The 25,068-nt window shown below is 47.4% G+C and carries 20 protein-coding genes and 1 riboswitch; of the genes, 6 read left to right on the top strand and 14 right to left on the bottom strand.

Annotated elements, in window-relative coordinates:
* Positions 1–3: 3 nt before the first annotated feature.
* The 4 genes from LZD49_RS13330 to LZD49_RS13345 form a co-directional block, all read right to left on the bottom strand.
* Positions 4–594, bottom strand: a complete 591-nt coding sequence (locus tag LZD49_RS13330) for an NAD(P)H-dependent oxidoreductase (protein ID WP_234668064.1) — start codon at positions 592–594, stop codon at positions 4–6.
* A 23-nt stretch (positions 595–617) separates the two neighbouring features.
* Positions 618–1,619 (bottom strand): quinone oxidoreductase, encoded by a 1,002-nt coding sequence (locus LZD49_RS13335; protein ID WP_234668066.1) that lies wholly within the window; start codon positions 1,617–1,619, stop codon positions 618–620.
* 34 nt (positions 1,620–1,653) lie between these two features.
* Positions 1,654–2,232 carry a TetR/AcrR family transcriptional regulator gene (locus LZD49_RS13340; protein WP_234668068.1) on the bottom strand — a complete coding sequence of 193 codons (579 nt, stop codon included), beginning with the start codon at positions 2,230–2,232 and terminating at the stop codon, positions 1,654–1,656.
* An 85-nt stretch (positions 2,233–2,317) separates the two neighbouring features.
* The gene (locus tag LZD49_RS13345; RefSeq protein ID WP_234668070.1) at positions 2,318–3,112 is read right to left on the bottom strand and encodes an SDR family NAD(P)-dependent oxidoreductase; all 795 of its coding nucleotides are present in this window, start codon (positions 3,110–3,112) and stop codon (positions 2,318–2,320) included.
* A gap of 112 nt (positions 3,113–3,224) precedes the next feature.
* Between LZD49_RS13345 and LZD49_RS13350 the strand changes: the two genes are divergently transcribed.
* Positions 3,225–4,106: a PIG-L family deacetylase gene (locus LZD49_RS13350; RefSeq protein WP_234668071.1), complete on the top strand. Its 882-nt coding sequence runs from the start codon at positions 3,225–3,227 to the stop codon at positions 4,104–4,106.
* A 13-nt stretch (positions 4,107–4,119) separates the two neighbouring features.
* Here LZD49_RS13350 and LZD49_RS13355 read toward each other — a convergent pair whose 3' ends face one another.
* From LZD49_RS13355 to rocD, 9 genes are all read right to left on the bottom strand, one after another.
* Entirely contained in the window at positions 4,120–4,887 is a 768-nt protein-coding gene (locus LZD49_RS13355) for a bifunctional 2-polyprenyl-6-hydroxyphenol methylase/3-demethylubiquinol 3-O-methyltransferase UbiG (protein WP_234668073.1), read from the bottom strand.
* Positions 4,884–5,804: a glycosyltransferase family 2 protein gene (locus LZD49_RS13360; protein ID WP_234668075.1), complete on the bottom strand. Its 921-nt coding sequence runs from the start codon at positions 5,802–5,804 to the stop codon at positions 4,884–4,886. Before LZD49_RS13360 ends, LZD49_RS13355 begins: the two co-directional genes overlap by 4 nt.
* Positions 5,801–6,895: a DegT/DnrJ/EryC1/StrS aminotransferase family protein gene (locus tag LZD49_RS13365; protein ID WP_234668076.1), complete on the bottom strand. Its 1,095-nt coding sequence runs from the start codon at positions 6,893–6,895 to the stop codon at positions 5,801–5,803. Before LZD49_RS13365 ends, LZD49_RS13360 begins: the two co-directional genes overlap by 4 nt.
* Positions 6,892–7,287: an FdtA/QdtA family cupin domain-containing protein gene (locus LZD49_RS13370; protein ID WP_234668077.1), complete on the bottom strand. Its 396-nt coding sequence runs from the start codon at positions 7,285–7,287 to the stop codon at positions 6,892–6,894. Before LZD49_RS13370 ends, LZD49_RS13365 begins: the two co-directional genes overlap by 4 nt.
* 251 nt (positions 7,288–7,538) lie before the next feature.
* The gene (locus tag LZD49_RS13375; protein ID WP_234668078.1) at positions 7,539–8,738 is read right to left on the bottom strand and encodes a hypothetical protein; all 1,200 of its coding nucleotides are present in this window, start codon (positions 8,736–8,738) and stop codon (positions 7,539–7,541) included.
* A gap of 49 nt (positions 8,739–8,787) precedes the next feature.
* The gene (locus LZD49_RS13380; RefSeq protein WP_234668079.1) at positions 8,788–11,931 is read right to left on the bottom strand and encodes an AAA family ATPase; all 3,144 of its coding nucleotides are present in this window, start codon (positions 11,929–11,931) and stop codon (positions 8,788–8,790) included.
* A gap of 168 nt (positions 11,932–12,099) precedes the next feature.
* Positions 12,100–13,614, bottom strand: coding sequence for a GH3 auxin-responsive promoter family protein (locus LZD49_RS13385; protein WP_234668080.1), 1,515 nt, complete (start codon positions 13,612–13,614; stop codon positions 12,100–12,102).
* A gap of 114 nt (positions 13,615–13,728) precedes the next feature.
* Positions 13,729–15,120 carry a S41 family peptidase gene (locus tag LZD49_RS13390; protein ID WP_234668081.1) on the bottom strand — a complete coding sequence of 464 codons (1,392 nt, stop codon included), beginning with the start codon at positions 15,118–15,120 and terminating at the stop codon, positions 13,729–13,731.
* Positions 15,121–15,125: 5 nt separating this feature from the next.
* Entirely contained in the window at positions 15,126–16,376 is a 1,251-nt protein-coding gene (gene rocD / locus LZD49_RS13395; RefSeq protein WP_234668082.1) for an ornithine--oxo-acid transaminase, read from the bottom strand.
* Between the two features lie 210 nt (positions 16,377–16,586).
* Positions 16,587–16,681, top strand: a riboswitch (TPP riboswitch).
* 69 nt (positions 16,682–16,750) lie between these two features.
* On the opposite strand from rocD, the gene LZD49_RS13400 reads away from it, so the two are divergent.
* Genes LZD49_RS13400 through LZD49_RS13410 form a run of 3 tightly spaced genes read left to right on the top strand, consistent with a single transcriptional unit; the run spans position 16,751 to position 20,797 of the window.
* Positions 16,751–19,213, top strand: coding sequence for a TonB-dependent receptor (locus LZD49_RS13400; RefSeq protein ID WP_234668083.1), 2,463 nt, complete (start codon positions 16,751–16,753; stop codon positions 19,211–19,213).
* 28 nt (positions 19,214–19,241) lie between these two features.
* Positions 19,242–20,270 carry a uroporphyrinogen decarboxylase gene (gene hemE / locus LZD49_RS13405; RefSeq protein ID WP_234668084.1) on the top strand — a complete coding sequence of 343 codons (1,029 nt, stop codon included), beginning with the start codon at positions 19,242–19,244 and terminating at the stop codon, positions 20,268–20,270.
* 2 nt (positions 20,271–20,272) lie between these two features.
* A complete protein-coding gene (locus tag LZD49_RS13410) occupies positions 20,273–20,797 on the top strand; it encodes an HAD-IIIA family hydrolase (protein WP_234668085.1) in 525 nt (174 codons plus the stop codon).
* Positions 20,798–21,040: 243 nt separating this feature from the next.
* Here LZD49_RS13410 and LZD49_RS13415 read toward each other — a convergent pair whose 3' ends face one another.
* A complete protein-coding gene (locus LZD49_RS13415; protein WP_234668086.1) occupies positions 21,041–22,522 on the bottom strand; it encodes an arginine decarboxylase in 1,482 nt (493 codons plus the stop codon).
* Positions 22,523–23,072: 550 nt separating this feature from the next.
* Between LZD49_RS13415 and LZD49_RS13420 the strand changes: the two genes are divergently transcribed.
* Together LZD49_RS13420 and LZD49_RS13425 are read left to right on the top strand one after the other, a co-directional pair.
* Entirely contained in the window at positions 23,073–23,714 is a 642-nt protein-coding gene (locus LZD49_RS13420) for a TetR/AcrR family transcriptional regulator (RefSeq protein ID WP_234668087.1), read from the top strand.
* A complete protein-coding gene (locus tag LZD49_RS13425; protein WP_234668088.1) occupies positions 23,689–25,050 on the top strand; it encodes a TolC family protein in 1,362 nt (453 codons plus the stop codon). Before LZD49_RS13420 ends, LZD49_RS13425 begins: the two co-directional genes overlap by 26 nt.
* The last annotated feature ends 18 nt before the right edge of the window (positions 25,051–25,068 follow it).

Here is a 25,068-nt window from a genome sequence, read left to right on the forward strand (position 1 = left end):
TGTTTATTCCTTAAAAAGTTCGTTGAGATATTCTACTTGGCCTAATTCGGCAAGATTAAGATCATCGTGAACGAGGGCCGCCAGAAGTGAGGCATAGTGCTCCCCGTACATTTTTAGTTCATAGTTTTCGATCGTGTAAGTTTCATGCACGACAAATGGGGGCAAATACTCCATCCGGCATAAAAAAGCCGTCTGGTTAAATGGAAGCAGATACTGGCTGACAGGGAAACGGTTGTAGCCCGATGAAGCATAGGCATCACGTCCGCCCCCACAGGACATCGCATTGAATATCTTTTTGCCTTTCAATGCATATCCTTTTGGCCCGTAAGCCCAGTTATATTCCAATACCAGATCCTGCCATTGTTTCAGAATAGGAGGACTGCTGTACCAATAGAACGGATGTTGAAAAATCACGATATCATGCTCCAGCAACAGTTTCTGTTCTCTTTTAACATCTATGAACAAATCGGGGTAATGTTCATAAAGATCGTTGAAAGTCACGCCCGGCACCTTCCGGGCATAATTTTCTAATGTCTTCTGCACATTGGATTTGCTGAGGGTAGGATGGGCAAACTGAATAAGGACCTTGGCCATAATATTAAATCGAATGCGAAAACTTACGGCACCAAAATTACGGAACCAACCGTTTTTCTCGCTTCCAGATCGGCCTGTGCCTGGCCCGCTTGTGACAAAGGGTAGCGGGTAATGGCCAGCTGGCCGAAGATCCCCTCCTGCAATGCCTTAAAAGTATCTGCGGCATAGGTTTCCAACGCCTCGCGATCGGGAATATATGCGCTGAGTGTGGGAGTGGCCATAATGATCGATTTCGCGCGCAGTACGGCATGATCGATGTGTTCGGGCTGACCAGACGACGAGCCGTAAAGCACAATTGTGCCCCCTCTCCGGATCAGGTCCAGCGAATGCGTGAACGTATCCCTGCCAACTCCGTCGAACACCACATCGACGCCCTTGCCGCCGGTAATGTCGAGAATAGAATGATAGAAGTTACTGCATTCGGCCAGAAATGCATAGTCGGCACCATTGGCAAGTATCACTTCTTTTTTTTCCTCGGAACCCGTTGTACCAATCACCGTTGCCCCAAGCGCTTTGGCCCATTTGGTAACCAGCGTCCCCACGCCGCCAGCCGCTGCGTGAACCAGCACGATGTCTCCTGGCGAAATAGGGCGGACCACTTTCACCAACATTCTTGCCGTAAACCCTTTAACCATTATAGCCGACGCTTCCTCAGCGGAAACCCCGTCTGGAATATGGATGAGCTGTTGAGTCGATACGACCCGGCTCTCTGCATACGCTCCGGTAATAAAGTGATAGCCCACCCGGTCACCTACTTTGAATTCGGTAACCCATGGCCCGACGGCCTCGATCACACCTGCTGCCTCAACGCCCGGCGTATATGGGAACGATCTGACGGGAAATTTACCGTCGCGATAATAGGTATCTACAAAATTCAGTCCGATCGCCTCCTGGCGAATTCTCACCTCCCCCGGCCCCGGCTCTGAAATATTCTCTCTTTCATAACCCAGTACCGATGGCGTTCCTTGCTTGTAGATTTTTACTATACCTGATTTCTTAGCTATTTCTGTGATTATTCCTGACATGACTTTAAAATGTCTGCTCCGTACAGGAGCAACATTATTTTTTGATAGATTTAATTAAAAATTCGGCTTGCTGCTGCAAGAGCTCCGCGTCGCCGTACACCAGAAAGAACTGCCAGAAACCAGTAAAGTTGGCTACAATAAAGTTGGCTAGCATACCCGGATCTCGCTTTCCGCCAATCTCCTCCGCTTTCTGGGCTTTTTTGAGGAGGTCCTTCAATACGGTGACGAGTTTCGTGGTGTTTTCTTTCAAAATGGCATGCACCTCTTCATCCACAGAGGCAAGTTCAAATGTCGATTTGACACCCAGACAAGTCTTTCCCTCCTCCACCGTACGAAGCACCGCCTTTTTGATGATCTTTTCAACCGCCTTAATCGGTGATTTCGTTTCCTCCGCCACGGTTTTATAGTCCTCGAAGGTGCTTTCTGTATAGCTCCGGAGGCATTGCACGAACAGGGTGTGCTTGTCGCCGTAAGTATCATAAATACTTCCGCGATTCAAGCCCATCGTGTCGACAAGGTCTTGCATGGAAGTAGCGTTATACCCTTTCTCCCAGAAAAGACATTTGGCCATTTCCAGTTTTTGCTCCGGTTCGAATGCTTTGTTGCGTGCCATGACTATCAGACAATTATTTCAGAATGAACGTTCCAGAATAATAGAAGATTCGGATACCCTTTTTCGAAAAGATATTGTGACATTGTCAGATAATAAACTTCGCTACGCCTCCGTCCACTTTCAGCGCCGAGCCATTGGTGCCGGAAGATAGCGGACTAGCCACATAAGTTACCAGGTTTGCAATCTCTTCAACTGATGCAAATCGCTGCAAAAGTGACGTTGGCCGGGCATTTTTAAAGAAATCTTTCTCTGCCTGTTCCGCCGACATACTATTGGCTTCTCCCAATTGCTTTACAAAATCCGCGACGCCTTCCGATTTCGTTGGGCCGGGCATTACCGTGTTCACTGTCACATTGGTACCTTTTGTAAGTTCCGCCAAACCGCGACTGACCGCCAGTTGGGCCGTTTTGGTGGTGCCATAATGGATCATTTCTTCCGGGATATTCACGCCCGATTCACTGGAAATGAAGATAATCCTGCCCCAATCTTTCGCGATCATTTTTGGAAAGAAATACCTCGAGAGGCGAACACCACTCAGCACATTCACTTCGAAAAAACGGAACCAGTCTTCGTCTGAAATGTCCGTAAACGCCTTCGGCTCGAATATGCCTGCATTGTTTACGAGGATATCAATGTCCGGCAGCTTTTCCAGCAATGCATTCACTTCCTCAACCTTTGAAAAGTCGGCCGCTACACCGCTCACTGATGCCCCTGGCGCAGAGTCCTGCAATTTTCGGACGGCTTCCGCTATTTTATTTTCGGAACGGCCATTGATAATAACGTTGGCACCTTCCTTCAAAAGACCTTGTGCGATCGCAAAGCCTATGCCTTGTGTAGAACCACTGATAAACGCGGTTTTTCCGTTAAGGTTTAAATCCATAATAGTTTGATAATAAGAGCGTAATTAAACTTTGAACAGGTACGATCCGGTGCCCTTGCAATGCTCCCGGGATTCTATAATTTTATAACACATGACTATACAAAATCATCGCATGAGACACATTTATCTTTCGTTACTTTTTCTGCTTTCGCTGGCCGCAAATGCGCAGGGACCACGCGTGCTGATCGTTACCGCGCATCCTGATGATGAAACCATGTTCCCGGTAACGATTTTCAAAATCACCCATGAACTGAAAGGCTCCGCCGACCTGGCCCTGATCACCGATGCGTCGGGTGGGTATAATGGGCTCGTGGCGTCGAGCTACTACGGAGTGAATCTGGTAGATTCGGCCACCGGAAGAAAGCATTTGCCATTGATCCGTAAAAAAGAGCTTATGGCGTCAGGCGAAGTTTTAGGTGTCGGCAATTTCTTTTTCCTCGACCAGCTCGATGATTACTATAACCGTGATGAAAAGCCCTATTTGCAAGGTAAAAACTGGGACATTGCCTACGTCGAAAAGAAACTCGACAATATCCTGGCCAATGGCAACTACGACTTTATATTCTGCCTCGTACCGCACGACGGCCAGCACGCACATCACAAAACCGCTTCTATCAGTGCGATCAGGGCTGCGCAGCGTTTCAAAGGGGCTAAAAAACCGATTGTACTGGGCGGGCAATCTCAAAACAAGGACTACTCTTTCCAATTCGCAGGACTCAGCGGTTATCCCGAAACGAATATCCTCAAAAGTGCCCCGGTCTTCGAATTTGACCGCTCGCACAGTTTCGGTGAAGACAAAAAGCACAGCTATATGATCGTCGCCGATTGGGTAAAGGCATCGCACAAATCGCAGAGCGGCGATATGAATCAGGCCATGCACCGTGGCGATCTGGAAGTATTCTGGTATTTCGGGATCAATGGTGAGGATGGGGTCGCTAAAACGAAAGCGCTATTCGATGCTGTGAACTCGTCGGGGTACTCCAGAAGCAAGTGAAAGAAGCCAATGATCAGGCAGAACGCATGGTCATAAACAGCGAACTGCCGAAAGGTGCTTTACTGAGAATCGCGGATTCCGCTTTTGTGATGGTTTTAAGAATAGCATTCACTGCATCGCCAGGGTACTCCACGTCGGAATCCAGTTCCTCCACATTCACTTTCTTATTCCTGATCTGATAGTTCTGCCATTGCCGTACCGCCAGGATAGGCAATGAAAGTGCAAAAGGCCAATAGGTGCTGTAATCGATCCGCAATCCCGCGGCTTGGGAAAATGCTTCAAACTGAGCCAATTTGAAGCGGCGGGAACTACCTACCGCCAAATCATGCGTACCAGAAAAGGCCTCGAATGCATGGATATTGACAATGATCAGCCCATTCGAGTCCAGTCGATTCCTGAATGCAATTAATGCCTCGATGATTTCCTCGTCTGTCAGGAAATAAAGTGCGTCGTTGCAGGTAATAATGTCGAAAGTTTCACCCGGTTCGAATGCATCCACGTTCCGAAGGTCGCCGAATACCACATTTAATCCCCGTTCATTAGAGAAATCGGTGGCGTGCCTGGAATAGTCGAAGCCGCGCAGGTTGGAATAGCCTTTTTCTTTTAAAAAAGACAAAAGCCCGCCCGTCCCGCAGGCCGCATCCAGGATTTTAAGGTCAGCACCAGTCGTTCCAAAATGCTTACGGATCTGCCGCAAAACCTTGCCATGCAAAACCTGGTACCACCAAAGTTTCCGCTCGGTTTCGTACATCCGCTGGTATTCGAGCCGGTTGTCGATCATACGGTTTCGGAGCTATTGTATTTGATCACATATTGCGGTTGCCCGCTTTGCGCCATAAAGCTCTTGCCGATATATTCGCCCAATACACTGAGCAGCATGCATTGAATGCCTCCAATGAAAATGATGGTCGCCGTGACTACCTGCCAGCCTTTGGGATCAGGCCCGATTATCCATTGGATGGTAAGAAATAGCAAAAGGAAAAACCCAAGGCTAAACAATCCGACGCCAATGGGCACAAAAAATCGGATGGGCAATGATGAATAGCAGAAAAGAATGTTCAGAAACAGCGATACAAGCTTGTGCAGAGTGTAATTGGACGATCCTTCCTCCCGTTTCTGATGCGCCACTTGCACTGTTCCGATATTCCGCGTAATCCGGAATACCAATCCATCAATATATGGATAAGGCCCGTGGTATTTGATAATTTCTTGCACTACTTCCTGCCGGATCAGCTTGAAACTCGACAGGTAAAGGTCTTTGGGTTTGTTTAAAAGGTAGCTCGTCATCCAGTTCACAAACCGGCTGCCCAGGTTACGTCCTACTGAATGCTGTTTTTTGGCATAGTGGGTATAAACAACATCATGATCTCCACTTTCAGCGGTTTCCACCAGTTTCAGAATTTCCTCGGGGGGATTCTGGAAGTCGTCGTCGATCATCACGCAATAAGTGCCGTAAGCCCAGTTAAGGCCACACATGACCGCATTAAATTCTCCGTAATTTCTTCGTAATGAGATAAAACGGACGTTGGAATACGTGTTGCACAATTCCATGCAAACTCCCTCCGAGCGATCGCGGCTACCGTCGTTGACCAATACGATTTCAAATGATATCTGCGATAAAGTCGCTTGCAGCTTTTCGATCAGCGGCCGGATGGTTTTTTCGCTATTGTAAACCGGAATGATGACCGATAACTTCATTGGAGATCGAATTGATTGACGATTTGAATGATATGTGCCACCTCGTCATCCGTCAAAACGGGGTTAAGGGGCAAACTGATCACTTGCTCGTGGATTTGCTCTGTCAAAGGCAAATGTAAATCTTTATACTCTTTGTAAGCCAATTGTTTATGAATAGGCTGAGGATAATGAATGTTCGTTTGCACGCCATACCGATCCAAATAAGCAATCAAGTCTGCACGGCGCGGATGCCGGACTACAAAGAGGTGCCACGCGTCGTCTGAAACCTTGTCGCCAGGAGGCAATACCAGGTCGCGGCATTTCAATTCCTTTAAATAACGGACTGCTATTTCACGCCGCCGTCTGTTTTCTCCGTCCAGATAAGGCAGTTTCACGCCTAGGATAGCAGCCTGCATTTCGTCCAGGCGGCTATTTATCCCTTGATATTCATTTTGATAGCGGATTACAGAGCCATAATTCCGCAGATACCGTATTTTTTCGGCCAGTGCGTCGTCATTGGTCGTGATGGCGCCAGCGTCACCTAATGCGCCCAGGTTTTTGGTAGGATAAAAACTGAATGCGGTGGCATCCGCCAGTGATCCAACTTTCCTTCCCTCATAGGTAGCACCATGCGCCTGCGCGGCGTCGGTAACCACTTTCAAATCGTATTTGCGTGCCAGATCCAGAATCGGGGCCATTTCACAGCTCCGTCCATACAAATCGACCGTGATAATGACCTTTGTCCGAGGCGTGATCGCCTGTTCGATCAATGCAGGATCGATCAGCATTGTGCGCGGATTGGGCTCTACGAAAACAGGTATCAGATGCAAGTAGCTGACAGGCAGCACAGAAGCGATATAAGTATTTGCAGGAACAATGATCTCGCTGTCTTTTGGCAAATCCAAGGCCAGTAGGATCAGCGTGATCGCATCCAGACCATTAGCTACGCCAATGCAATGCATTGCCTCGCAATATTCCGCGTATGCTTTTTCAAACGATTTCAGCTCATTGCCCAGGATAAACCAGCCAGATCGGATCACACGCAGGGAAGCGTCTTCAATAGCTTGCAGGTATGGGGCATTTACCTGATTTAAATCCAGAAAAGGGATCATTGAGATACAGTCTGGTTCAGCTGATTCAATGGATATGGCTCGTCGATATAGTCGGCTTTGTCGTAATATTCATTGGACAATACCAACAAAATCGCGTCATCCGAGAATGAATCCATGATGTGCCAGTCTTTAGGTTCGAGGATCAGGCAGGAAACAGGATTATCCAGAATGAATATTTCCTCTTTTTCGCCGTCGTTGGAGTATATACGACAGCTTCCGTGGATGCATACCAGCGCATTCCATGTTTTGTGATGCCTGTGGCCTCCGCGCTGCGTTTCTCCCGCGCCATAAATGTAAAAAACACGCTTGATCGTCCCGGGAATCATTTTTTCAAAGACTGTGAGGTTACCCGATCCGGTATTAAATGTATCCAGCTTTACTAGTAGCGGCATATTGAAATTCTTGAATGTTAGGGTGTGGCTGAACTCACTCGAAATGCGATCCTCTCTTCAAAAGTAACCGTTTAGTAAATGTCAGACATTTTTTGTCCAAAATACAAAAATACCTCTCAGATAAAAAAATCGATTACCCTTAGGCATGACTTAATGATCATTTAACGCAATCGTACCATACCCACCATCATAGCATTGACTAATGTTTACCGGCTTTGGTTGGGAAATGACGAAAATAATGGACAAGCCCCCTAACTGAAAAGTCCCCAATGCAACCGGTGATCGAGCAGCATGAATAATTTAACGGGCAGCGGTTCCAGCCACAGTATCTTATTATAACCCATATAAAATACCTGCGGATGAGTTACGCAGACAATCATCACGAAAAACAGGATGAGTCGGACAGCGGATGTAGATGTAGTGTGGATTAATATAAAAACCGCGAGCAGAATGAACGGGAAACCATAAGACAAAGCCCGGTCGATATCATGCACGTAAATGCCGGTCGCAACCAGTGTGACGAAACCGGCTATCAATGCCAATAATAGCCAGTAGCGCTTTGAGAAACATAGTATCAGAAAAGCGGCTATCAGTATAAGCCACGTTCCTTCAAATGCACCCCAAATGCTGCTTCCCAAGCCATTCCGGTGCGCGTTGGCAAACAACACGGGTGTACCGATCGTGGAATAGCTATGATGGGGAAAATAAGTAATCTGTACATATTCACGGATCGTGAAATAAATCGCCCAGGCAACCCACACAACGAGGCTTTCACCCGTAAATGCCCAGCGCAAAATAGACCAAAGGCTAAAATCATTTTTTTGAAAAGCTTTGGTCCCCATCCACCAAAGCAACAGATAACCTCCCGCCACCACCGCACGCTCATCGGTAAAAAAAGCTACTTGAAGTGAAAGGAATATCACGAGCGGATTTTTGCTCAATAATGCCAGCAGGAGAAAGAAAAAGGCAAATTCATCGCCGTACCCATGCACATCGGCGAACGCCCATACACTTACGAAAATATTGGCGATAGCCGTTACAAAGAATGCAGTAGTTACTTTATCGCCAGATATTAAATAGACATAACCTGCGATTTTGTAAAGAAAAAGCACGCCCAGCACCGCCTGAATGATGAGGATGATGAGTACATTATGACCCGTCAGGAAGGAAAGTAATGGCAATGTCCAACGGAAAATCATGTTCTCACGACGGACGTCAAAATCCATGTCTTTCGGATGCAGCAGATCCTGTGCCTGGTTCTGGATAAAAACCCAGGCATCCAGGCTTACGCCATTATTTGTCAGGTGGTTAATAAGCAGGGAATAGGGTGGAAATGCAATAAACAGCGATAGCGCGACGGCAAAAAAAGTGAGCTTCCACAACCAGTTCTTTCCCGATAACTGTGCTTCAATCCAAAGTAGTGACGACCCGTAAAAGTTTTCCAAAAGCATAGGACGGCTTGGGCAAATAGACCCAAATATACATTTTAATGCGTGATACTTATTTCCAGCTCGGTACGATGCGGCTGCCTTCCTCGCTTTCGATGATCCTGAGGTAAGCCTGGATTTCCTGCTGGAGCTCTTCCACGTGGCTGATCACGCCTACGATCCTGTTTTCCTTTCGCAATGATTTCAATGTTTCAAAAACGGTTTGCAGGGCATTTTTATCCAGTGAGCCAAAGCCTTCGTCCAGGAAAAAGAAGTTATGTGTGGACTCATTCCGAATGTGGATGTGATCTGCCAGCGCCAGTGCCAGCGATAACGCCGCCTGGAATTTCTGTCCGCCCGACAAGGTTTTCAGTAGCCGCATATGCCCGCCGTTCAGCAAGTCGCGCACCCAGAAACTGTTTCCTTCCCCCAGTTCGAGGTGAAGTTGCTGGTGGGTCATTTGGTGAAACCGGTGGTTGGCTGCCTGGATCAGGTTTTGCAGGTAGATGCTCGATGCGTAATCCACAAAACCGCTGGACCGGAAGAGCTTTGCCAGATCATCAAGATGTTCTTTCCGGAGCAACAAACGGCCTTTTTCTTTGAGTAGCAATGCTTTTTTCGCAAGATCTTCCGCCATTTGTTTCAGTCGCCCGCCGATGTTGCCCTCTTCTTTCCGCTGGCTGTTCAAGGTTTCGGACAATGTATTTTTTAACGCGGTTACCGCTTCGTGCCTGGCTGCATCATACTGGTCTCCTGCATGCTCTTCCAAAAGGTTCTTCAATTCTACACCTGTTGTTTCCAATGCCAGTTTGAATGCGTCGATCGCCTGTCGCTCGGTTTCAATGTAAATTGGCTTTTGCAGGATTTCCGCCACTTGCGCCTCCGATTCGAATGCGTAGGTAGTCAACAGGCTATCCATTTTTTCCTGAACCACCGCGAGGTCGCGCTGGTTACCCCCCAATGCAACTTGAAGCGTAGCCTGGCTTCCTAAAATAGTATTATGCTCTTTTTCGAGTGCATCGACTTGTTTTTCGGCTTCCATGAAAGCTACCGAAAGTTGTTCATAATCCGCCTTTAATGCAGTGATTTTTTCAGCAATCGTAGTTGTAGCCGTCATCTCGAACTCCGCAAGATTTACTCTCAACAACTGCCCCGACAATGTATAAACCGTGTTTTCCAACTTCAATATTTCATCCCTCAATGCTTGAAGCGGCTTTTCGATCTTTTCAGCCTTCTCCTTTATAGCCGTTTCGATTTGTTCGCCCAAGGCTTTCAAAGCCGCTTCATTCGCTTTGATTTCAGTTTGCACGCGGCTGCTCTCGGCAAACCGCTTTTCGAACCCTTCCCGGTCTGCTTTGCTGAATGTCGGCCATGCGAATGCCTCATCGTGCGTCTTCAACCTGCCTTGGGCTTCCGCGTAACGTTGTTTTATCGATATTTTCTGCTTTTCAAGATTTTCGATTTGATTAAAAATACGTTCCACCGGCGACTGTAATTTTCTTAGCAGCCTTTCATTCCCTTCCAATGCATTCAACTGATTTTCGATTGCCGCTATTTCTCCGTTCAAAGCACCGTCGATACCCAACACCTCAGGATGGTGCAACGAACCGCAAAGGGGACAAGGCTCTCCGTCTTCGAGATCACCCGCATATTGGTGCAGCGCGACTTTTGTATTAATATGCAACAACTGACGGTTCAGTTCCTTCCGCTTGCTTTCTCCGGCTTCCAGGTATTCCGCAATGCCTTTCTGAAAAGCTTCCAATGATCTATCCTCACCAAATTGGATCGCAAAATCGTTGGTAATATCGTTCAGTCTTAGCCCTAAACCATCAATAAGCGTCTTTATTTCCAATGCAAGCGCCTCGGCTTCCGTTTTGATAACCTGGCGGTTTTCGGCAAGGCTGTCTGCTGTTGTAAACCAGGATTTTACAACTCCCAATTCGAGCACATCGCCCAGGCCGGTTTTACGTTGTTCATTAGCTGCTTCCAGCTCCTGCTTTTGTTGTTTTTGTATTTCGATGGCACTTCCCTTTTCCTTCAATTGCTCTTCGCCACGAACCAATGCTTCCTTCCGCTTGATAACCGCTTGCGAATGTTCTAAAATGCGCATGACCTTTTCCAGTTCTTCTGCGGTAGCAAGCAAGTCTTCCCGTTTCTCGTAGCGTGGTTTCAGCAATAGCAAGGTTTGCTGTTGGTTTTCGAGCAACCCGGTTAATGTCGTTAGTCGCTCCTGATTGTCGGCAACGATTTTCTGATCACGGTTGATAGCCGTCAACAGGTTGCTTTTCTGGTCCAGAATTGATTTAAAATGCAGGGAACAGGTTTCAAAAGTCTTCAATGCAGCCTCGCGCTCGCGCATGGCTTCCCGCTCCAATTCCAGCCCTTCCAGCCTCACACGAAGCGTTTGTATCTTTTCGCCTGCCAGTTTCAGTTTTTGCAAATTGCCCTCCAATTCAGTTTGGAAAGCCAGCTCATTTGTCGTTTGGAGGATTTGCTGCCTTAGTGATTCAAGGTTCCGCTCACCTTCCGCCAACATTTCCTGCATTACCTCGCCCAAGCCAAGAAGTTGACCGTCCACATTCGACAATGCAAGGTCGTTCTGTTTGCTCAGCGAGCCGACATTACGGCTCAAATCATATTTTTCGAGCTGAAAAAGCTCTTTCATCATCCGTGTCCGGTCCGCGTCCCTCAATTCAATGAATTCCTGAAAACGGCCCTGCGGAATGATGATCGTCCGCCGGAAATTGTCGTAACTCAGTCCGATAATGCTTTCCGCCGACTCGCTTTCCGCCAGCGGTATCCAGTCGTTTTCTTGCCATATATAACCCCTTCTCTCAAATGTCTTGACATCCTTGAAATTCTTGCTGTTCCTCTTGCCACGGACCGTAAACCGGTACCGATCCCCTTTTTTTCCTGCAATGCATTCGAAATCAATCAGCAAATCATCCGAACGAAGGTTCATCATATTATAAGTACGGTCGTCACCCGACTTGTTTAGCCGTTCGGTATCACCATACAATGCGAAAGTAATCGCTTCGAGAATGGAAGACTTTCCACTCCCCACCGCTCCGAAAATGCCGAATAACGAAGCATCGGTCAACGGATCAAAATCGATCTCCTGTTCGGTCTGGTAAGAATAAAGTCCTTTTATTTTTAAGCGTTTGGGGATCATTGTAGGCGTTGTGGCTTGTGTGGTGGCATTTGGGGTTTTGACCATGGACCGCCGACCATATACCACCGATTACTATAGTGCGGCACTTTGGAATTTTTATTATACAACAATCATAATCAAGAATCTGGCCGTCAACGGTCTGCCGTCAGCGGTCAAGAAATCGCCGACCATGGTCGGCGGTCCATCGTCCATGGTCACTCCTCCTAAACTCCCCTACAACCCCGCCAGCAAATCATCCAGATACTCCCTGGAATTACTAAGCCGCGGCACCTTGTTTTGGCCACCGAGCTTGTGTTGCTTGCCAAGCCAGGCGTAGAAAGTGCCAGCGGGAGCGAAATGAATAATCGGACGGGTAAGGGCCATATCCTTGTAGCGCTTGGAGTCATAGTCCGAGTTGACTTCTCTTAACGCATTGTCGAGCAACTGGATGAATGCTTCTCGGTCGTCCGGTTCCTTGTTAAATTCGATGACCCACTCATGGCAGCCACGCGAGCCATCGCCCATGTAAACGGGACCGGCGGTATAGTTCGCAACCGACGCGTCGGTTTGATGCGCCGCCACCTTAATGGCGTGATCTGCATTTTCCACAATCACTTCCTCGCCGAATGCATTGATAAAATGCTTTGTGCGCCCGCTTACCTTTACGCGGAACGGATAAATGGATGTGAACTTGACGGTATCGCCGATCAGGTAGCGCCACAAACCTGCGTTAGTAGAAATGACCATCGCATAGTTTTTTCCAACTTCCACTTCATTTAATAGTAAGGCCTGGGGATGTTCCTTGCCCAACTCTTCAATGGGTATAAACTCATAAAATATGCCATAATCAAGCATCAGCAACATTTCACCAACGCGGTTGATATCGTCCTGGATTGCAAAAAAGCCTTCGGAAGCGCTGTAAGTTTCCAGATAAAGTACCTGATCCGATGGGAAATATTTTTTCATGAACAGGTCACGATAAGGCTCAAAAGACACCGCACCATGTACAAAAACTTCAAAATCGGGCCATACCTCGAGCATATTCTTTTTGCCTGTACGTTCCAGAATTTGGTCCAACAAAACAATCGTCCAGGTGGGCACGCCGAGAATGCTGGTCACATTCTCCTGCGAGCAAATCGAAGCCATTTTGTCCAGCTTGCCTTCCCAATGATCCATTAAAGCTACTTCCAGCGGTGGTGTGCGCATGAATTCAGCCCAGGAGGGCAAATTTTGCATGATAACGGCCGATACATCGCCGATCTGGGTGTAATCATCAAAAGGATTGGCATGCAAGGTTCCGCCGATCGACAGCCCTTTACCGTCAAAAACACGGGTGTCAGGTCTGTTGTTGATCAGCAAGGTCATCATATCCTTCCCGCCTTCGTAATGGCATTCTTCGAGGGCTTCTGGCGACACGGGCAGAAACTTGCTGCGCGCATTGGTGGTACCCGACGACTTGGAAAACCATTCGATCGCTGACGGCCAGAGCACATTCGGCTCACCTCTTAGTACCCGCTCGATATACGGGTAAAGCTGCTCATAGGCGGAAATGGGCACCTGTTCCTGAAATTCCTTTACAGACTTGATCTGCCCGTAATTATAACGGCTGCCAAATTCGGTATAACGGGCCGTTTCGATCAATTCTGAAAATATGCGCTGCTGGGTTTCGATGGGGTACTTCATAAACTGTTCGATCCTTTCGAAGCGCCGCTTCAAAAACCAGACAGTCATATCATTTACCAGCTTCATAGAAGGTCAATTAGTTAGAAATACGCTAATGCAAGACTGTAAAAATAGAATAAAAAATGGTGAGAGTACAGCGTCGGGCAGTTCTCTCACCATCTCAAAACAGATTATTTCCTGCTATTTGTCGTAGAACATATTACTTCCGCCAGCTTTACGGCTGATGGTCGATGACAGTTCGTTTTGCGCTTCTTCCTGCAACACACGTGCGCTGCGGCCCTGACGTGTCACATGCGTACCGGTGATCTGGAACAACGCCTCGCCAAGCAACGGATCACGAGGATCGCCGTAAGGATAGAGGATGTTCCCTTCGCTTACCTTCACGTCGGGCTCAAAACCAACATGATAGTCGGATTTTTTATCCTTATTCAAAGATTTGGAAACAATCGGCTGCAAACCTACTTTAATGCCGTTCTTCTCATCACTCAGCGTAACAGAACCCACATTTTTGCCGACCGTTTTGCCGCCAACCAATGTAACGGTCATAAAAGGCTTCAAACCATTGATCACTAGCTCGCTGGCCGACGCCGACCGCGAGGAAACTAAGACGACCAGATTTTTTAGATTACCTCCTATGTTTTCGCTTTTAGCCACAAACTTGTCGTAGAAATAGGACTCACCGTATTTCTTGAGGTTCGTTTCCGTCACCTGCTTGTTATATTCTTTATAGTAGAATATGTCGTTGGAAGTAACCTTCCCGATCAGGCTGGCGAGGTTGGTGGCTGAACTTACATAGCCCCCCGGATTATACCGTAAATCGAGCACCAATGCATTGACATTGCTATTCTTGAATTCCGAAAAGATGGCATCCAGCTTCTTGTCATAAGCCTTATTGTTCGTTTGGTAAGGCTCCGGTATAAACTGGTGATAAACCACATAACCGATTTTATTGGCGCCAATGGTATAAACCGAATCGAAAAACACGGGATCTTCCTGTAATTCAACCGGCGTAACATCCCTTTTCGTGGCCGTTTCCTCCACCGTTCCGTCCTTGATGTTGGCCAACGTGTAGGTTTTCTTTTCATCCGTATTCAGCAACTTGCTGTAATTGGAATCGGTCATTTTCTGTCCGTTCACACTGCTGAACACATCGCCCCGGGCGAAACCCGCCTGTGCGGCCGGTGAGCCCGGTATCACATACAGCACAATGCCAACAACATCACTCGTATTGGCTGGGAAATAAACCAGCTTGTACTCCATGCCGGTCGTCTTGGACGATCCGCCCAATGAAGCTTCCAGTTCCTTGGCGCTTTCCTGCATCCAAGAAAACCGGTCGCCGTCGGGACGGGCCGTGGCGTCGTATTTGTAAAGAAGCGAGCTGAAAAAATCGCTGGGTGTTTTGTTGTAATCCGGTGAATCGGTGATATGATCCGTCCAGTAGTACCAGTATTTCATATTGGTGTAGATCCACTGGTTGGTCTGGGTTTCGGTAGCCGGATCGACGTTTTTGTCCTTACATGAGAAAACAAGCGCGGCCAGGAAAATGACAGGCAGGAAAAGTCTAAGTCTCATAAATTTCAGTTCATTTCTAAAAATACCTCTTCAATAATGCGGCAAGCTTCATCCATTTGCGTCTCCGAAATGACAAGTGGCGGCGCGAAGCGGATTTTATTGCCGTGGGTGGGTTTACATAGCAGGCCTTTTTCCATCATTTTGTAACAAAGGTCCATCGCTATGCCGCTCTCTTCGGAATCGTTGATCACGATCGCATTCAGCAGGCCCTTTCCTCTAACGCTTTCGATCAGAGAACATTGCTTTTGAAGTGCTTCCATTCGTGCACGAAAAACGCGTCCCATGTCCTCGGCATTCCCGGCAAGGTTTTCTTCTATTACTACCTGCAATGCAGCGATCGTCACCGCGCAAGCCAATGGATTCCCGCCATAGGTAGAGCCGTGTTCGCCGGGAGCGATCGTTAGCATGATCTCATCATCCGCGAATGCCGCGGAAACTGGCATCGTGCCACCCGACAATGCTTTTCCGAGAACGAGAATGTCGGGCTTCACACCTTCCCAGTCACAAGCCAGCCGCTTACCAGTACGACCGATGCCTGTTTGTACCTCGTCAGCGATGAAAAGGACATTGTATTTTGTGCACAAATCGCGCACGCCACGGAGGTAACCTTCCTCAGGAACCACCACACCCGCCTCGCCCTGAATGGGCTCTACCATAAAACCGGCAATGTTTGCGTCACTTTTTAGAAGGCTTTCCAATGCATTGAGGTCATTGTAGGGAATAATCTCGTAACCCGGCAGGAAAGGACCATAGTCGTTGGTAGACGATGGGTCTGTCGAGGATGAGATCGCGGCTAATGTCCTTCCCCAAAAATTACCGGACGCGTACACCGTTTTAGCCTTTCCGGGCTCGATCCCTTTTACTTTATAAGCCCATTTGCGGGTTAGTTTCAATGCCGTTTCTCCGCCCTCCACACCGGAATTCATCATCAGCACCTTATCATAGCCAAAATATTCACAAAGGAACTTCTCGCATTCGCCGAGGCGATTGTTGTAAAATGCTCGGGAAGTGAGTGTCAGTGTTTGCGCCTGCCCAATCATTGCATTCACAATTTTCGGATGGCAATGTCCCTGGCTCACCGCGCTGTAAGCCGAAAGGAAATCGAAATACTGCTTCCCTTCCACGTCCCACAAAAAAACTCCAGCGCCCCGCTCGATCACTACCGGCATCGGTTTATAGTTGTGTGCCCCATACCGGTATTCCAGTTCCATGGCGTGTTGAGAGGGACTGATATATGTGTCTGTATAGCTTTTCATTTTGAAAGTCAGGCAGTTAATAAGTTCTTGTAGCAGATCGTAAATTTAAGGAAAAGCACTTGAATATGATCCATTTTAAAATCGCCGAAACAGCAAATCGCTGCGATCAGCGCAATCTTTCACATGACTATGAGCCCCAAGAAATGGCATGAACGCAAACAATAGCAGGCGTTCTCTTGAATCCCCGGCTTTCAAACACTAATTTTACACCATAATCTCAAGGGGTGCCCTACCGAACGGGCTGAGATCATACCCATTTAACCTGATCCGGGTAATGCCGGCGTAGGGAGAGAAAGCCGGAACCGGCTGTTTCTACATTTATATTTTTTGAACATCTGATAGGTGGCCCCTGCCTGTTGTAATGATATATCGCAATGCGAAAAATTACTACCTATCTGCTGGCGCTGCTGTTGAGCGCCTCCTCACTCCTCTCTTTTGCTCAAAAGGCACAGCAAATATTAACTGTTTCTGGCCGTGTGACCGATGCCGAAGATGGCAAACCGCTACCCGGCGCGACGGTCAAAGCCGGTGAAATCCGTGGTACAAGCACGGACAAGGATGGAAATTTTGTTTTGAAAAACATTTCCGAAACGATCGAAACCCTGGAAATTTCCTACATCGGTTACCAAAGTTTGAAAGTAGCGATTGGAAGCTTAAATCAAGTTGACATCAAGCTTAACAAAAGCACTTACCAGGCCGACGAGGTGATTATCAATGCCACCCGAGTGAACGACAAGTCGGGGATGGCTTATACCAACGTAACGGCCGCACAGATCGACAAGCAAAATCTTGGACAGGACCTGCCGGTATTGCTCAACTTTTCGCCATCCCTGGTGAGCACGAGCGACGCGGGCGGTGGCGTCGGTTACACGGGTATTCGCATCCGGGGCTCCGACGCCACACGCATCAACGTAACCGTGAATGGCATTCCTTACAATGATGCCGAAAGCCAGGGTGTATTCTGGGTCAATATGCCTGATTTTGCTTCGTCGGTAAGCAGCATCCAAATCCAGCGCGGGGTGGGGACTTCGACAAACGGGGCCGGTGCATTTGGCGCTTCGGTGAATATCAATACCAACGCTTTTCGTGAAGAACCTTATGCAGAACTGAACAACTCGTATGGCTCTTTTAATACATTTAAAAACACATTGAAGGTAGGTTCGGGGCTTATTAAGGACAAATTTACCTTCGATGCGAGGTTATCGCGTGTTTCGTCGGATGGTTTTGTGGATCGGGCGTCTTCGGAATTGCACTCGTACTATTTGTCAGGTGGTTATTTTGGTAAAAAGAGTTTTGTGCGGGTCAATGTGTTTTCGGGAAAAGAGCGTACTTACCAATCCTGGAACGGCGTACCGGAAGCGAAATTACGTGGTGACCGCCAGGGTATCCTCGCTTACATCGACCGGAATGGCCTGGGCGAAAAAGATGCACAAAACCTGCTCAATTCCGACGACAGGACTTATAATTCCTACACTTATAAAAACGAGGTCGACAATTACCGCCAGGACCATTACCAGATCGTTTCTTCTCATAATTTGAGCAATAAACTGACATTCAACCTCAACGCCTTCCTCGTCCGCGGGCTCGGCTATTACGAGCAATACCGCACGGCTGACGAATACAGCAAGTACAATTTGCCGAATGTGACCATCGGTAGTGATACGCTTACCAGCACCGACCTCATCCGTCGCCGCTGGCTCGACAACTATTTTTATGGAACGACATTCTCCTTTGACTATAACAGTTTCAAAAAGCTGACGGCCAGCTTCGGCGGAGGCTGGAACCAGTATGATGGCGACCACTATGGACAAATCATCTGGGCACGCAATGCCGGAAGCATCGAAAATGAGCATCAATATTATTTCAGCACGGGCAAGAAAAAGGATTTTAACCTGTATGGAAAGATATATTACGCATTCACAGACCAACTGACCGCATTCGCGGATCTGCAATACCGGAGGGTAAGTCACGCGATTCACGGCACGGATAATGATCTCGTTCAGCTCGCGTTCGATCAGTCCTATTCATTTTTTAATCCAAAGGCTGGGCTTACTTATCAATTGGCTGAACAAAGTTCCGTTTACGCCTCTTACAGCATTGGCAACCGCGAGCCTAACCGCGATGATTTCACCTCTTCTACCGCCAATCTATTCCCGAAAAACGAGCGATTACAGAATGTCGAGGCCGGTTTCCGTACGCAGCAAGGCAAATGGGCGTTCGCGGCTAACTACTATTTGATGGACTATAAAAACCAACTCGTACTCACCGGCCAGATCAACGACGTAGGTAGTTCCGTACGAGTGAACGTGCCTAAAAGCTACCGCACCGGCATCGAACTAGAAGGCGCTGTGGTTTTCAACCGCTTCCTGAAATGGAACGCTAATGTTACTTTCAGCCAGAACAAGATCAAAAACTTTACGGAATACATTGTCGACTATGATAATGGCGGCTATAAAACCGTCGATCACGGCAAATCGGACATTTCGTTTTCACCTGATGTGATCGCCGGGAGCCAGTTCACCTACTCCCTCCGTAAGAACCTCGAACTCGCATTGCTGACTAAATATGTGGGCAACCAATACCTGGACAATACGTCCACCGAGACCCGCAAACTTGACGCCTATCTGACGAACGACATCCGCCTTTCATGGACCATCAAACCAACCTGGGCGAAGGAAATAGCATTCAATCTGCTCGTCAACAATGTGCTGGATAAGAAGTTCGAATCGAATGGCTACACCTACGGCTACATCGCCGGCGGCGCGCTGACGCAGGAGAATTTCTACTTCCCGCAAGCCGGGCGGAATTTTTTGGTTGGGGTTAATTTTAGGTTTTGAATAACCACTTTCTCCCTACCTTTGCCGCATGAATCTTAAAAATGACCTTTTACTTCGGGCGGCGCGGGGGGAGAAGACCGAACGTACGCCTGTATGGATGATGCGCCAGGCCGGAAGAATCCTGGCCGAGTACCGGGCCGTTCGTGAGAAGGCCGGAAGCTTTATCAAATTGGCCACTACACCTGAAATGGCAGCAGAAGTGACCCTGCAACCTGTTGATTTGCTGGGCGTGGATGCTGCCATTATATTTTCCGATATCCTCGTGGTCCCGGAAGCAATGGGTTTACCTTATGAGATGATCGAGCAACGCGGGCCCGTTTTCCCGAGCACGGTGCACACGCTGGATGACCTTCAAAAGCTGCATATCGCGGAGCCGGAAACGGATCTGAAATATGTGCTCGACGCCATTAAGCTCACGAAAGAGGGTCTGGCTGGACGTGTTCCACTGATCGGTTTCGCCGGCGCACCGTTCACGATCTTTTGCTATATGACAGAAGGCAAAGGCTCGAAAACCTTCTCGGTAGCCAAAAAACATCTCTACGCCGATCCCAAGTTTTCACACACATTATTACAACAAATCACCGATAGTACGATTGCTTATCTTAAAGCACAGATCGCCGCAGGTGCCGATATTGTCCAGCTTTTTGATTCCTGGGCAGGCATTTTGTCGCCGGAACAATACCGCGAGTTTTCCTTGCCCTATATCAAACAGATTTGCGATGCCATTACCGAGGTTCCGGTGACTGTTTTTGCCAAAGGCGCATTCTTTGCGAGGAAAGAGATTGGAGAGCTTAGTTGCTCGGTCGTTGGCCTCGATTGGAATATGGACATCGCCGAGTCACGCGAGCTGATCCCGAACAAGACCTTGCAAGGCAACCTTGACCCTTGCGTATTGTATTCGTCTTTCGATCAGATCAGAACGGAAGTGAAGAACATGGTCAACCAATTCGGCACGCAACGGTACATTGCCAACCTTGGTCACGGCGTGTACCCAGATACTGATCCCGACAAGGTTCGGTGCTTTATCGAGGCGGTTAAAGAGTATTCCTCTCTGTAAATATGGCAGTTCATCCAAACAAATGCGTATTCCTCGACCGTGACGGAGTACTGAACGAGGATTGCCCGGACTATCTCTACAACCTGAAAGAACTGGTAATCCCCGAAGGCGTCGCAGAAGCACTACGAATGCTGAAAGAGGCGGGTTACCTGCTGATCGTAATCACGAACCAGGCAGGCATCGCGAAAGGGCTTTACACGGCAGATAGTGTGTATGCAATCCACGAAGCAATGCAACAGGTTTCGGATTACGCACTCGACGATCTGTATTTTTCTCCCTATCACCCAGCCTATTCAGGCAATTCATTATCTCGGAAGCCCGGCTCGTTGCTGATTGAGAAGGCAATGGCTAAATACGATGTTGATCCTGATCAATCATGGATGATCGGTGACCGTGACCGGGATATGGAAGCAGGAAAAAATGTGGGTTTGAAAACGGTTCATATTGTCCCGGATGCAGAAGAATCGACGGGAGATTATGCCGCTGTGAATTTACTGGAAGCCGCTAAATTGATATTGCAGCAGTAAATATTAAGCTTTTAACGCTGGTGCAGGCTGCGTTTTCTGCAGAGAACCGTAAGCAGGGCAGGCGTGTTTGGTGCAGGATGACGCCACCGCCAATGTTCCGCAGACAGCTAAAAGAAGTAAGATCTTTTTCATTTTCCAGTTCGTATAAGATTTTATCACTACAAAAATATAAAAATAAGTTCTTTGAACGAGCGTTTTAGTCGAACTAATAACGAACTCATTCAAAGAACTTTATATAGGACATCAGATTTTTGTTTCTGCCAATTCCTCCACAGGCTCCTTACGCTTCTTCTCCACCGCCACGGGCTTTCCGTCCTGTGACCCGTAGGGCTCTTCCTTGAAACCAAGAATCCTCAACATCGAGTCGCTGTTTTGTTCATCGGCAAATACGCGCGTGGTAATGCGGCCTTCTTCGTCTCGATCCACGAGCACGTGCTTAGGCGCCGGGATCAGGCAGTGCTGAATGCCACCGTATCCTCCTAGTGATTCCTGATAAGCACCCGTATGGAAGAAACCGATGTATTGTGACTCATTATCTTCAAAGATCGGCATGTACAAATCTGCGCTGTGCATCTCGCTGTTGTAAAAATCCTGCGAATCGCATGTCAGACCACCGAGGTTAACCTTTTGATAGGGACTATCCCAGTTGTTAATCGGCAACATGATGTATTTCTGGTTCATGCCCCATGAGTCGGGAAGCTGGGTAATAAATGAGCCATTAATCATATACCACAACTCCTTATCGTTTTGAAGCTTTTTGTCGATGATTTCATAGATCACCGCACCGCTTTCACCTACCGTGTAGCTTCCAAATTCTGTAAAAATGTGCGGAACAGGCACATTGTTCTTGTTACAGATCCACTGGATGTTCTCGATGATCTCGTCGATCATCTGCTGGTAATCGTATCCTGCCTGTAATGAAGTCTGGATCGGAAGCCCGCCGCCAATGTCGATCGAATCGAGGTCGGGGCAGAGTTTCTTCATTTCGCAGTACTTGAACATGAAGCGGGTGAGCTCACTCCAATAATACGCGCTGTCTTTAATGCCTGTATTAATGAAGAAGTGCAGCATTTTGAGTTTGAAACGAGGATTTGGCTCGATCTTCTCTTTATAAAGTTGCTGAACGTCATTATAGCGGATACCCAGGCGAGAGGTATAGAATGCGAAATTCGGTTCCTCATCCGTCGCAATCCGCATTCCAAATTGAACGGTGTCGGCTGTTACCTGCTGCTCGTACGATTCGATCTCTTTCAAATTGTCCAGGATCGGTACTACATTGAAGCCTTCGTTGATCAGCTCGCTCAGGTATTGCGTGTAACGCGGCAGCTTGTATCCGTTTGCAAGAATATAAGTGCTTTTGTTGACCTTGCCACGGCGGTAAAGCTCCCGGATAATGGGGATATCGAAAGCCGATGACGTCTCGATATGGATATTATGCTTCAAGGCTTCTTCCAGTACAAAACTGAAATGCGACGATTTAGTGCAATAACAATAGGTGTAGGTCCCCTTGTAGTTATGTCTTTTGAAGGCATTCCTGAAGAACATGTTCGCATTCTCGATGTGCTCTCCGATCTTGGGCAGATAATTGATCTTTAACGGCGTACCATGTTCCTTGATGATATCCATCAGAGGTACATTGTTGAACAGCAATTCATTATTATCAACGTTAAATTCCATGGTCGGAAACTCGAACGTCTGCTGAATCAGGTCAATGTAGCTTTTCATTGATTTGTTTGTCGCGATAGCAATTAGTGAATTGGGTGTTAAAATAGGAACGAAAATGATCCGAAAATTGGTCAGAATATGTGTCATTTCCAAACACGGATCAATGGCAAATCATTCCCATCAGAGGGCAATTTATCTTTCTATTTGCCAAGTTCATACCTAAAAATCACCACTTAATAATTTTTTAATTGACCAAGCGGTTGACAGCTGTCTATTTTCAGCTTAAAATTTGAAATCCTCCCGGCCAATAAAGCCACAATCGAAATAGTCTAACGATGCCGCATTGAGCCTATTACCCTTTGTATAATCCTATTTAAGATTAAAATATTTCTCAACAGCTAAAAACCATTTTTTATGATCTTTCTCCAAACGGCGGCACCAAAAACAGGACCTGAAACGCGCCAATCCTGCCAGTAGACAGCATTTAAATGCTTTTAAGCAATACCCATGTGCCCTCTTTGCCGATAACGGGCTACTAGCGAACAGAAAACTTTAAACATTTTTAAAGTTTTCTTGGTTTTTTTCATTCGAAAATTTCAAATTTGTCGCTGTGAAAGAGCGAATTATAAAATCGGCATTGAACCTGTTCTGGCGCTATGGCATACGCAGCGTCACCATGGATGACATTGCCCGTGACCTGGGAATTTCGAAGCGTACCATTTATCAGCATTATTCCGACAAGGAAGCCATTCTTGCATTGGTGATTCAGGAAGAAATACAGTCGCAGAAATGCGAGATGCAAAAAATGGAAGAACTAGCCGAAAATCCCATCGAGGAAGTGATGTATGCCACGGTGCAAATGCAGGAAACGCTCGCGAACATGAACCCGACGCTTTTGTACGACCTGAAAAAATATTATCCCAATGCCTGGGACCTTTTTCAGGACTACAAGCACGAGTACATTATTAAAAATATCCGCGACAACCTCGTAAAGGGCATCCAAATGGGCGTGTACCGGCCTGATATAGACGTTGATGTGCTGGCGCTCCTGCGTGTAGAACAGATCGTGCTCGCTTTCGACCCGACCGTTTATCCTGCCAAGAAGTTCACTATGATGCACGTGCAAACACAGTTTCTCATGCATTTTTTGCGGGGTATACTTTCGGAAAAAGGATTTGAATACTACAACACCATAAAAGATAAACCAACAACTGAATTCAATATCCATGAAAAATGCCAGAACAATACGTAGTACACTGATTCTGCTCGCGGCACTGATAAGCGTTGTTCCCTTATATGCGCAAACCGGCTACTCGCTCAAGGAGGCCGTGGATTATGCGATCAAGCATAATCTGAACATCAAAAATGCACAGCTCGACGCGGTTTCGGCAGAGGCGCGAATCGGAGAAATACGCGCGACAGGTTTGCCGCAAGTGACCGGGGCCGTTTCGCTAACGAACAACATTATTATCCCAAAGTTCTTCTTCCCTGCCAATGCCTTTGACCCGACAGCACCAGCGGATGCACCCCCTACTGCCGTTGAATTCGGTATTCCGTGGCAAGGCTCAGCGTCTGCTACTTTGAACCAGCTGATTTTTAATGGGTCCTATTTTATTGGATTAAAAGCGGCAGCGACGTATCGGGAACTTGCACAGAAAACTACTACTTCATCCAAAGTGACAGTAGCCGAGGCGGTTACGAAAGCTTATTATTCTGCACAGGTAGCCGAGGAACGCGCTAAGCTGCTCGACCTGAATATCTCCCGCGTGGATTCGTCCATGCGCGAGACGAAGGCCATGAATGCAAGCGGTTTTGTGGAACTATTGGATGTTAACCGTTTGGAGGTGCAGATCAACAACCTGCAAACCGAACGTCAAAAGGTACAGAACCTCATTGAGTTAAGCTATTCATTACTGCGGTTCCAGATGGGAATGCCGGTGAATGAGCCCATCAAGCTGACGGACGACATCAACGCCGTGAATGTGAATGAGCTTCAAGCTCAGTCAGCAAGTCTGGATGTGAGCTATGAGAACAGGATCGAGTATTCTTTGCTGAATACGCAGGAAAAACTGGCATTTCTTGACCTACGCAATGTGCGGAGCGGATACCTACCCAGCGTGTCGGCCTCGCTCGGCTACGGGTATAATGCGGGTATGGACAAGTTTTCCCAGCTGTTTACTAACCAGTGGTTCAACAACATGGTGCTGACAGTCAACCTGAACATTCCGATCTTCGATGGCTTTACCAAAAAATATCAGATAGCTCAAAAAAAGATTGCTATCGATAAGGTTAAGAACAGCCAAAACTTGCTGAAACAGTCGATCGATCTGGAAAACAATCAGGCAAGCATTAATATCAAGAACGCATTCGCTACGCTCGAAACCCAGAAGCGTAACCTTACGCTGGCGGAAGAAATCGTAAGGGTGACAAAAATCAAATATAAAGAAGGAGTAGGCTCAAACATCGAAGTGGTCAATGCGGAATCGTCACTGAAAGAAGCGCAAACGAACTACTTCACCTCATTATACGACCTGATGATCGCAAAAGTTGATCTTAGCAAGGCCAGAGGCGAGCTTTACGCCGAATGACACATTAACACTTAACAA

Origin of the sequence: Dyadobacter sp. CY261, assembly GCF_021440085.1 — a bacterium.
In the GTDB taxonomy this organism is placed as follows: domain Bacteria; phylum Bacteroidota; class Bacteroidia; order Cytophagales; family Spirosomataceae; genus Dyadobacter.

What these genes read in the sequence shown, in the direction of transcription:
- LZD49_RS13330 (WP_234668064.1), bottom strand. Translation starts at nt 594, where the DNA reads ATGGCCAAGGTCCTTATTCAGTTTGCCCATCCTACCCTCAGCAAATCC.
- LZD49_RS13335 (WP_234668066.1), bottom strand. Translation starts at nt 1,619, where the DNA reads ATGTCAGGAATAATCACAGAAATAGCTAAGAAATCAGGTATAGTAAAA.
- LZD49_RS13340 (WP_234668068.1), bottom strand. Translation starts at nt 2,232, where the DNA reads ATGGCACGCAACAAAGCATTCGAACCGGAGCAAAAACTGGAAATGGCC.
- LZD49_RS13345 (WP_234668070.1), bottom strand. Translation starts at nt 3,112, where the DNA reads ATGGATTTAAACCTTAACGGAAAAACCGCGTTTATCAGTGGTTCTACA.
- LZD49_RS13350 (WP_234668071.1), top strand. Translation starts at nt 3,225, where the DNA reads ATGAGACACATTTATCTTTCGTTACTTTTTCTGCTTTCGCTGGCCGCA.
- LZD49_RS13355 (WP_234668073.1), bottom strand. Translation starts at nt 4,887, where the DNA reads ATGATCGACAACCGGCTCGAATACCAGCGGATGTACGAAACCGAGCGG.
- LZD49_RS13360 (WP_234668075.1), bottom strand. Translation starts at nt 5,804, where the DNA reads ATGAAGTTATCGGTCATCATTCCGGTTTACAATAGCGAAAAAACCATC.
- LZD49_RS13365 (WP_234668076.1), bottom strand. Translation starts at nt 6,895, where the DNA reads ATGATCCCTTTTCTGGATTTAAATCAGGTAAATGCCCCATACCTGCAA.
- LZD49_RS13370 (WP_234668077.1), bottom strand. Translation starts at nt 7,287, where the DNA reads ATGCCGCTACTAGTAAAGCTGGATACATTTAATACCGGATCGGGTAAC.
- LZD49_RS13375 (WP_234668078.1), bottom strand. Translation starts at nt 8,738, where the DNA reads ATGCTTTTGGAAAACTTTTACGGGTCGTCACTACTTTGGATTGAAGCA.
- LZD49_RS13380 (WP_234668079.1), bottom strand. Translation starts at nt 11,931, where the DNA reads ATGGTCAAAACCCCAAATGCCACCACACAAGCCACAACGCCTACAATG.
- LZD49_RS13385 (WP_234668080.1), bottom strand. Translation starts at nt 13,614, where the DNA reads ATGAAGCTGGTAAATGATATGACTGTCTGGTTTTTGAAGCGGCGCTTC.
- LZD49_RS13390 (WP_234668081.1), bottom strand. Translation starts at nt 15,120, where the DNA reads ATGAGACTTAGACTTTTCCTGCCTGTCATTTTCCTGGCCGCGCTTGTT.
- rocD (WP_234668082.1), bottom strand. Translation starts at nt 16,376, where the DNA reads ATGAAAAGCTATACAGACACATATATCAGTCCCTCTCAACACGCCATG.
- LZD49_RS13400 (WP_234668083.1), top strand. Translation starts at nt 16,751, where the DNA reads ATGCGAAAAATTACTACCTATCTGCTGGCGCTGCTGTTGAGCGCCTCC.
- hemE (WP_234668084.1), top strand. Translation starts at nt 19,242, where the DNA reads ATGAATCTTAAAAATGACCTTTTACTTCGGGCGGCGCGGGGGGAGAAG.
- LZD49_RS13410 (WP_234668085.1), top strand. Translation starts at nt 20,273, where the DNA reads ATGGCAGTTCATCCAAACAAATGCGTATTCCTCGACCGTGACGGAGTA.
- LZD49_RS13415 (WP_234668086.1), bottom strand. Translation starts at nt 22,522, where the DNA reads ATGAAAAGCTACATTGACCTGATTCAGCAGACGTTCGAGTTTCCGACC.
- LZD49_RS13425 (WP_234668088.1), top strand. Translation starts at nt 23,689, where the DNA reads ATGAAAAATGCCAGAACAATACGTAGTACACTGATTCTGCTCGCGGCA.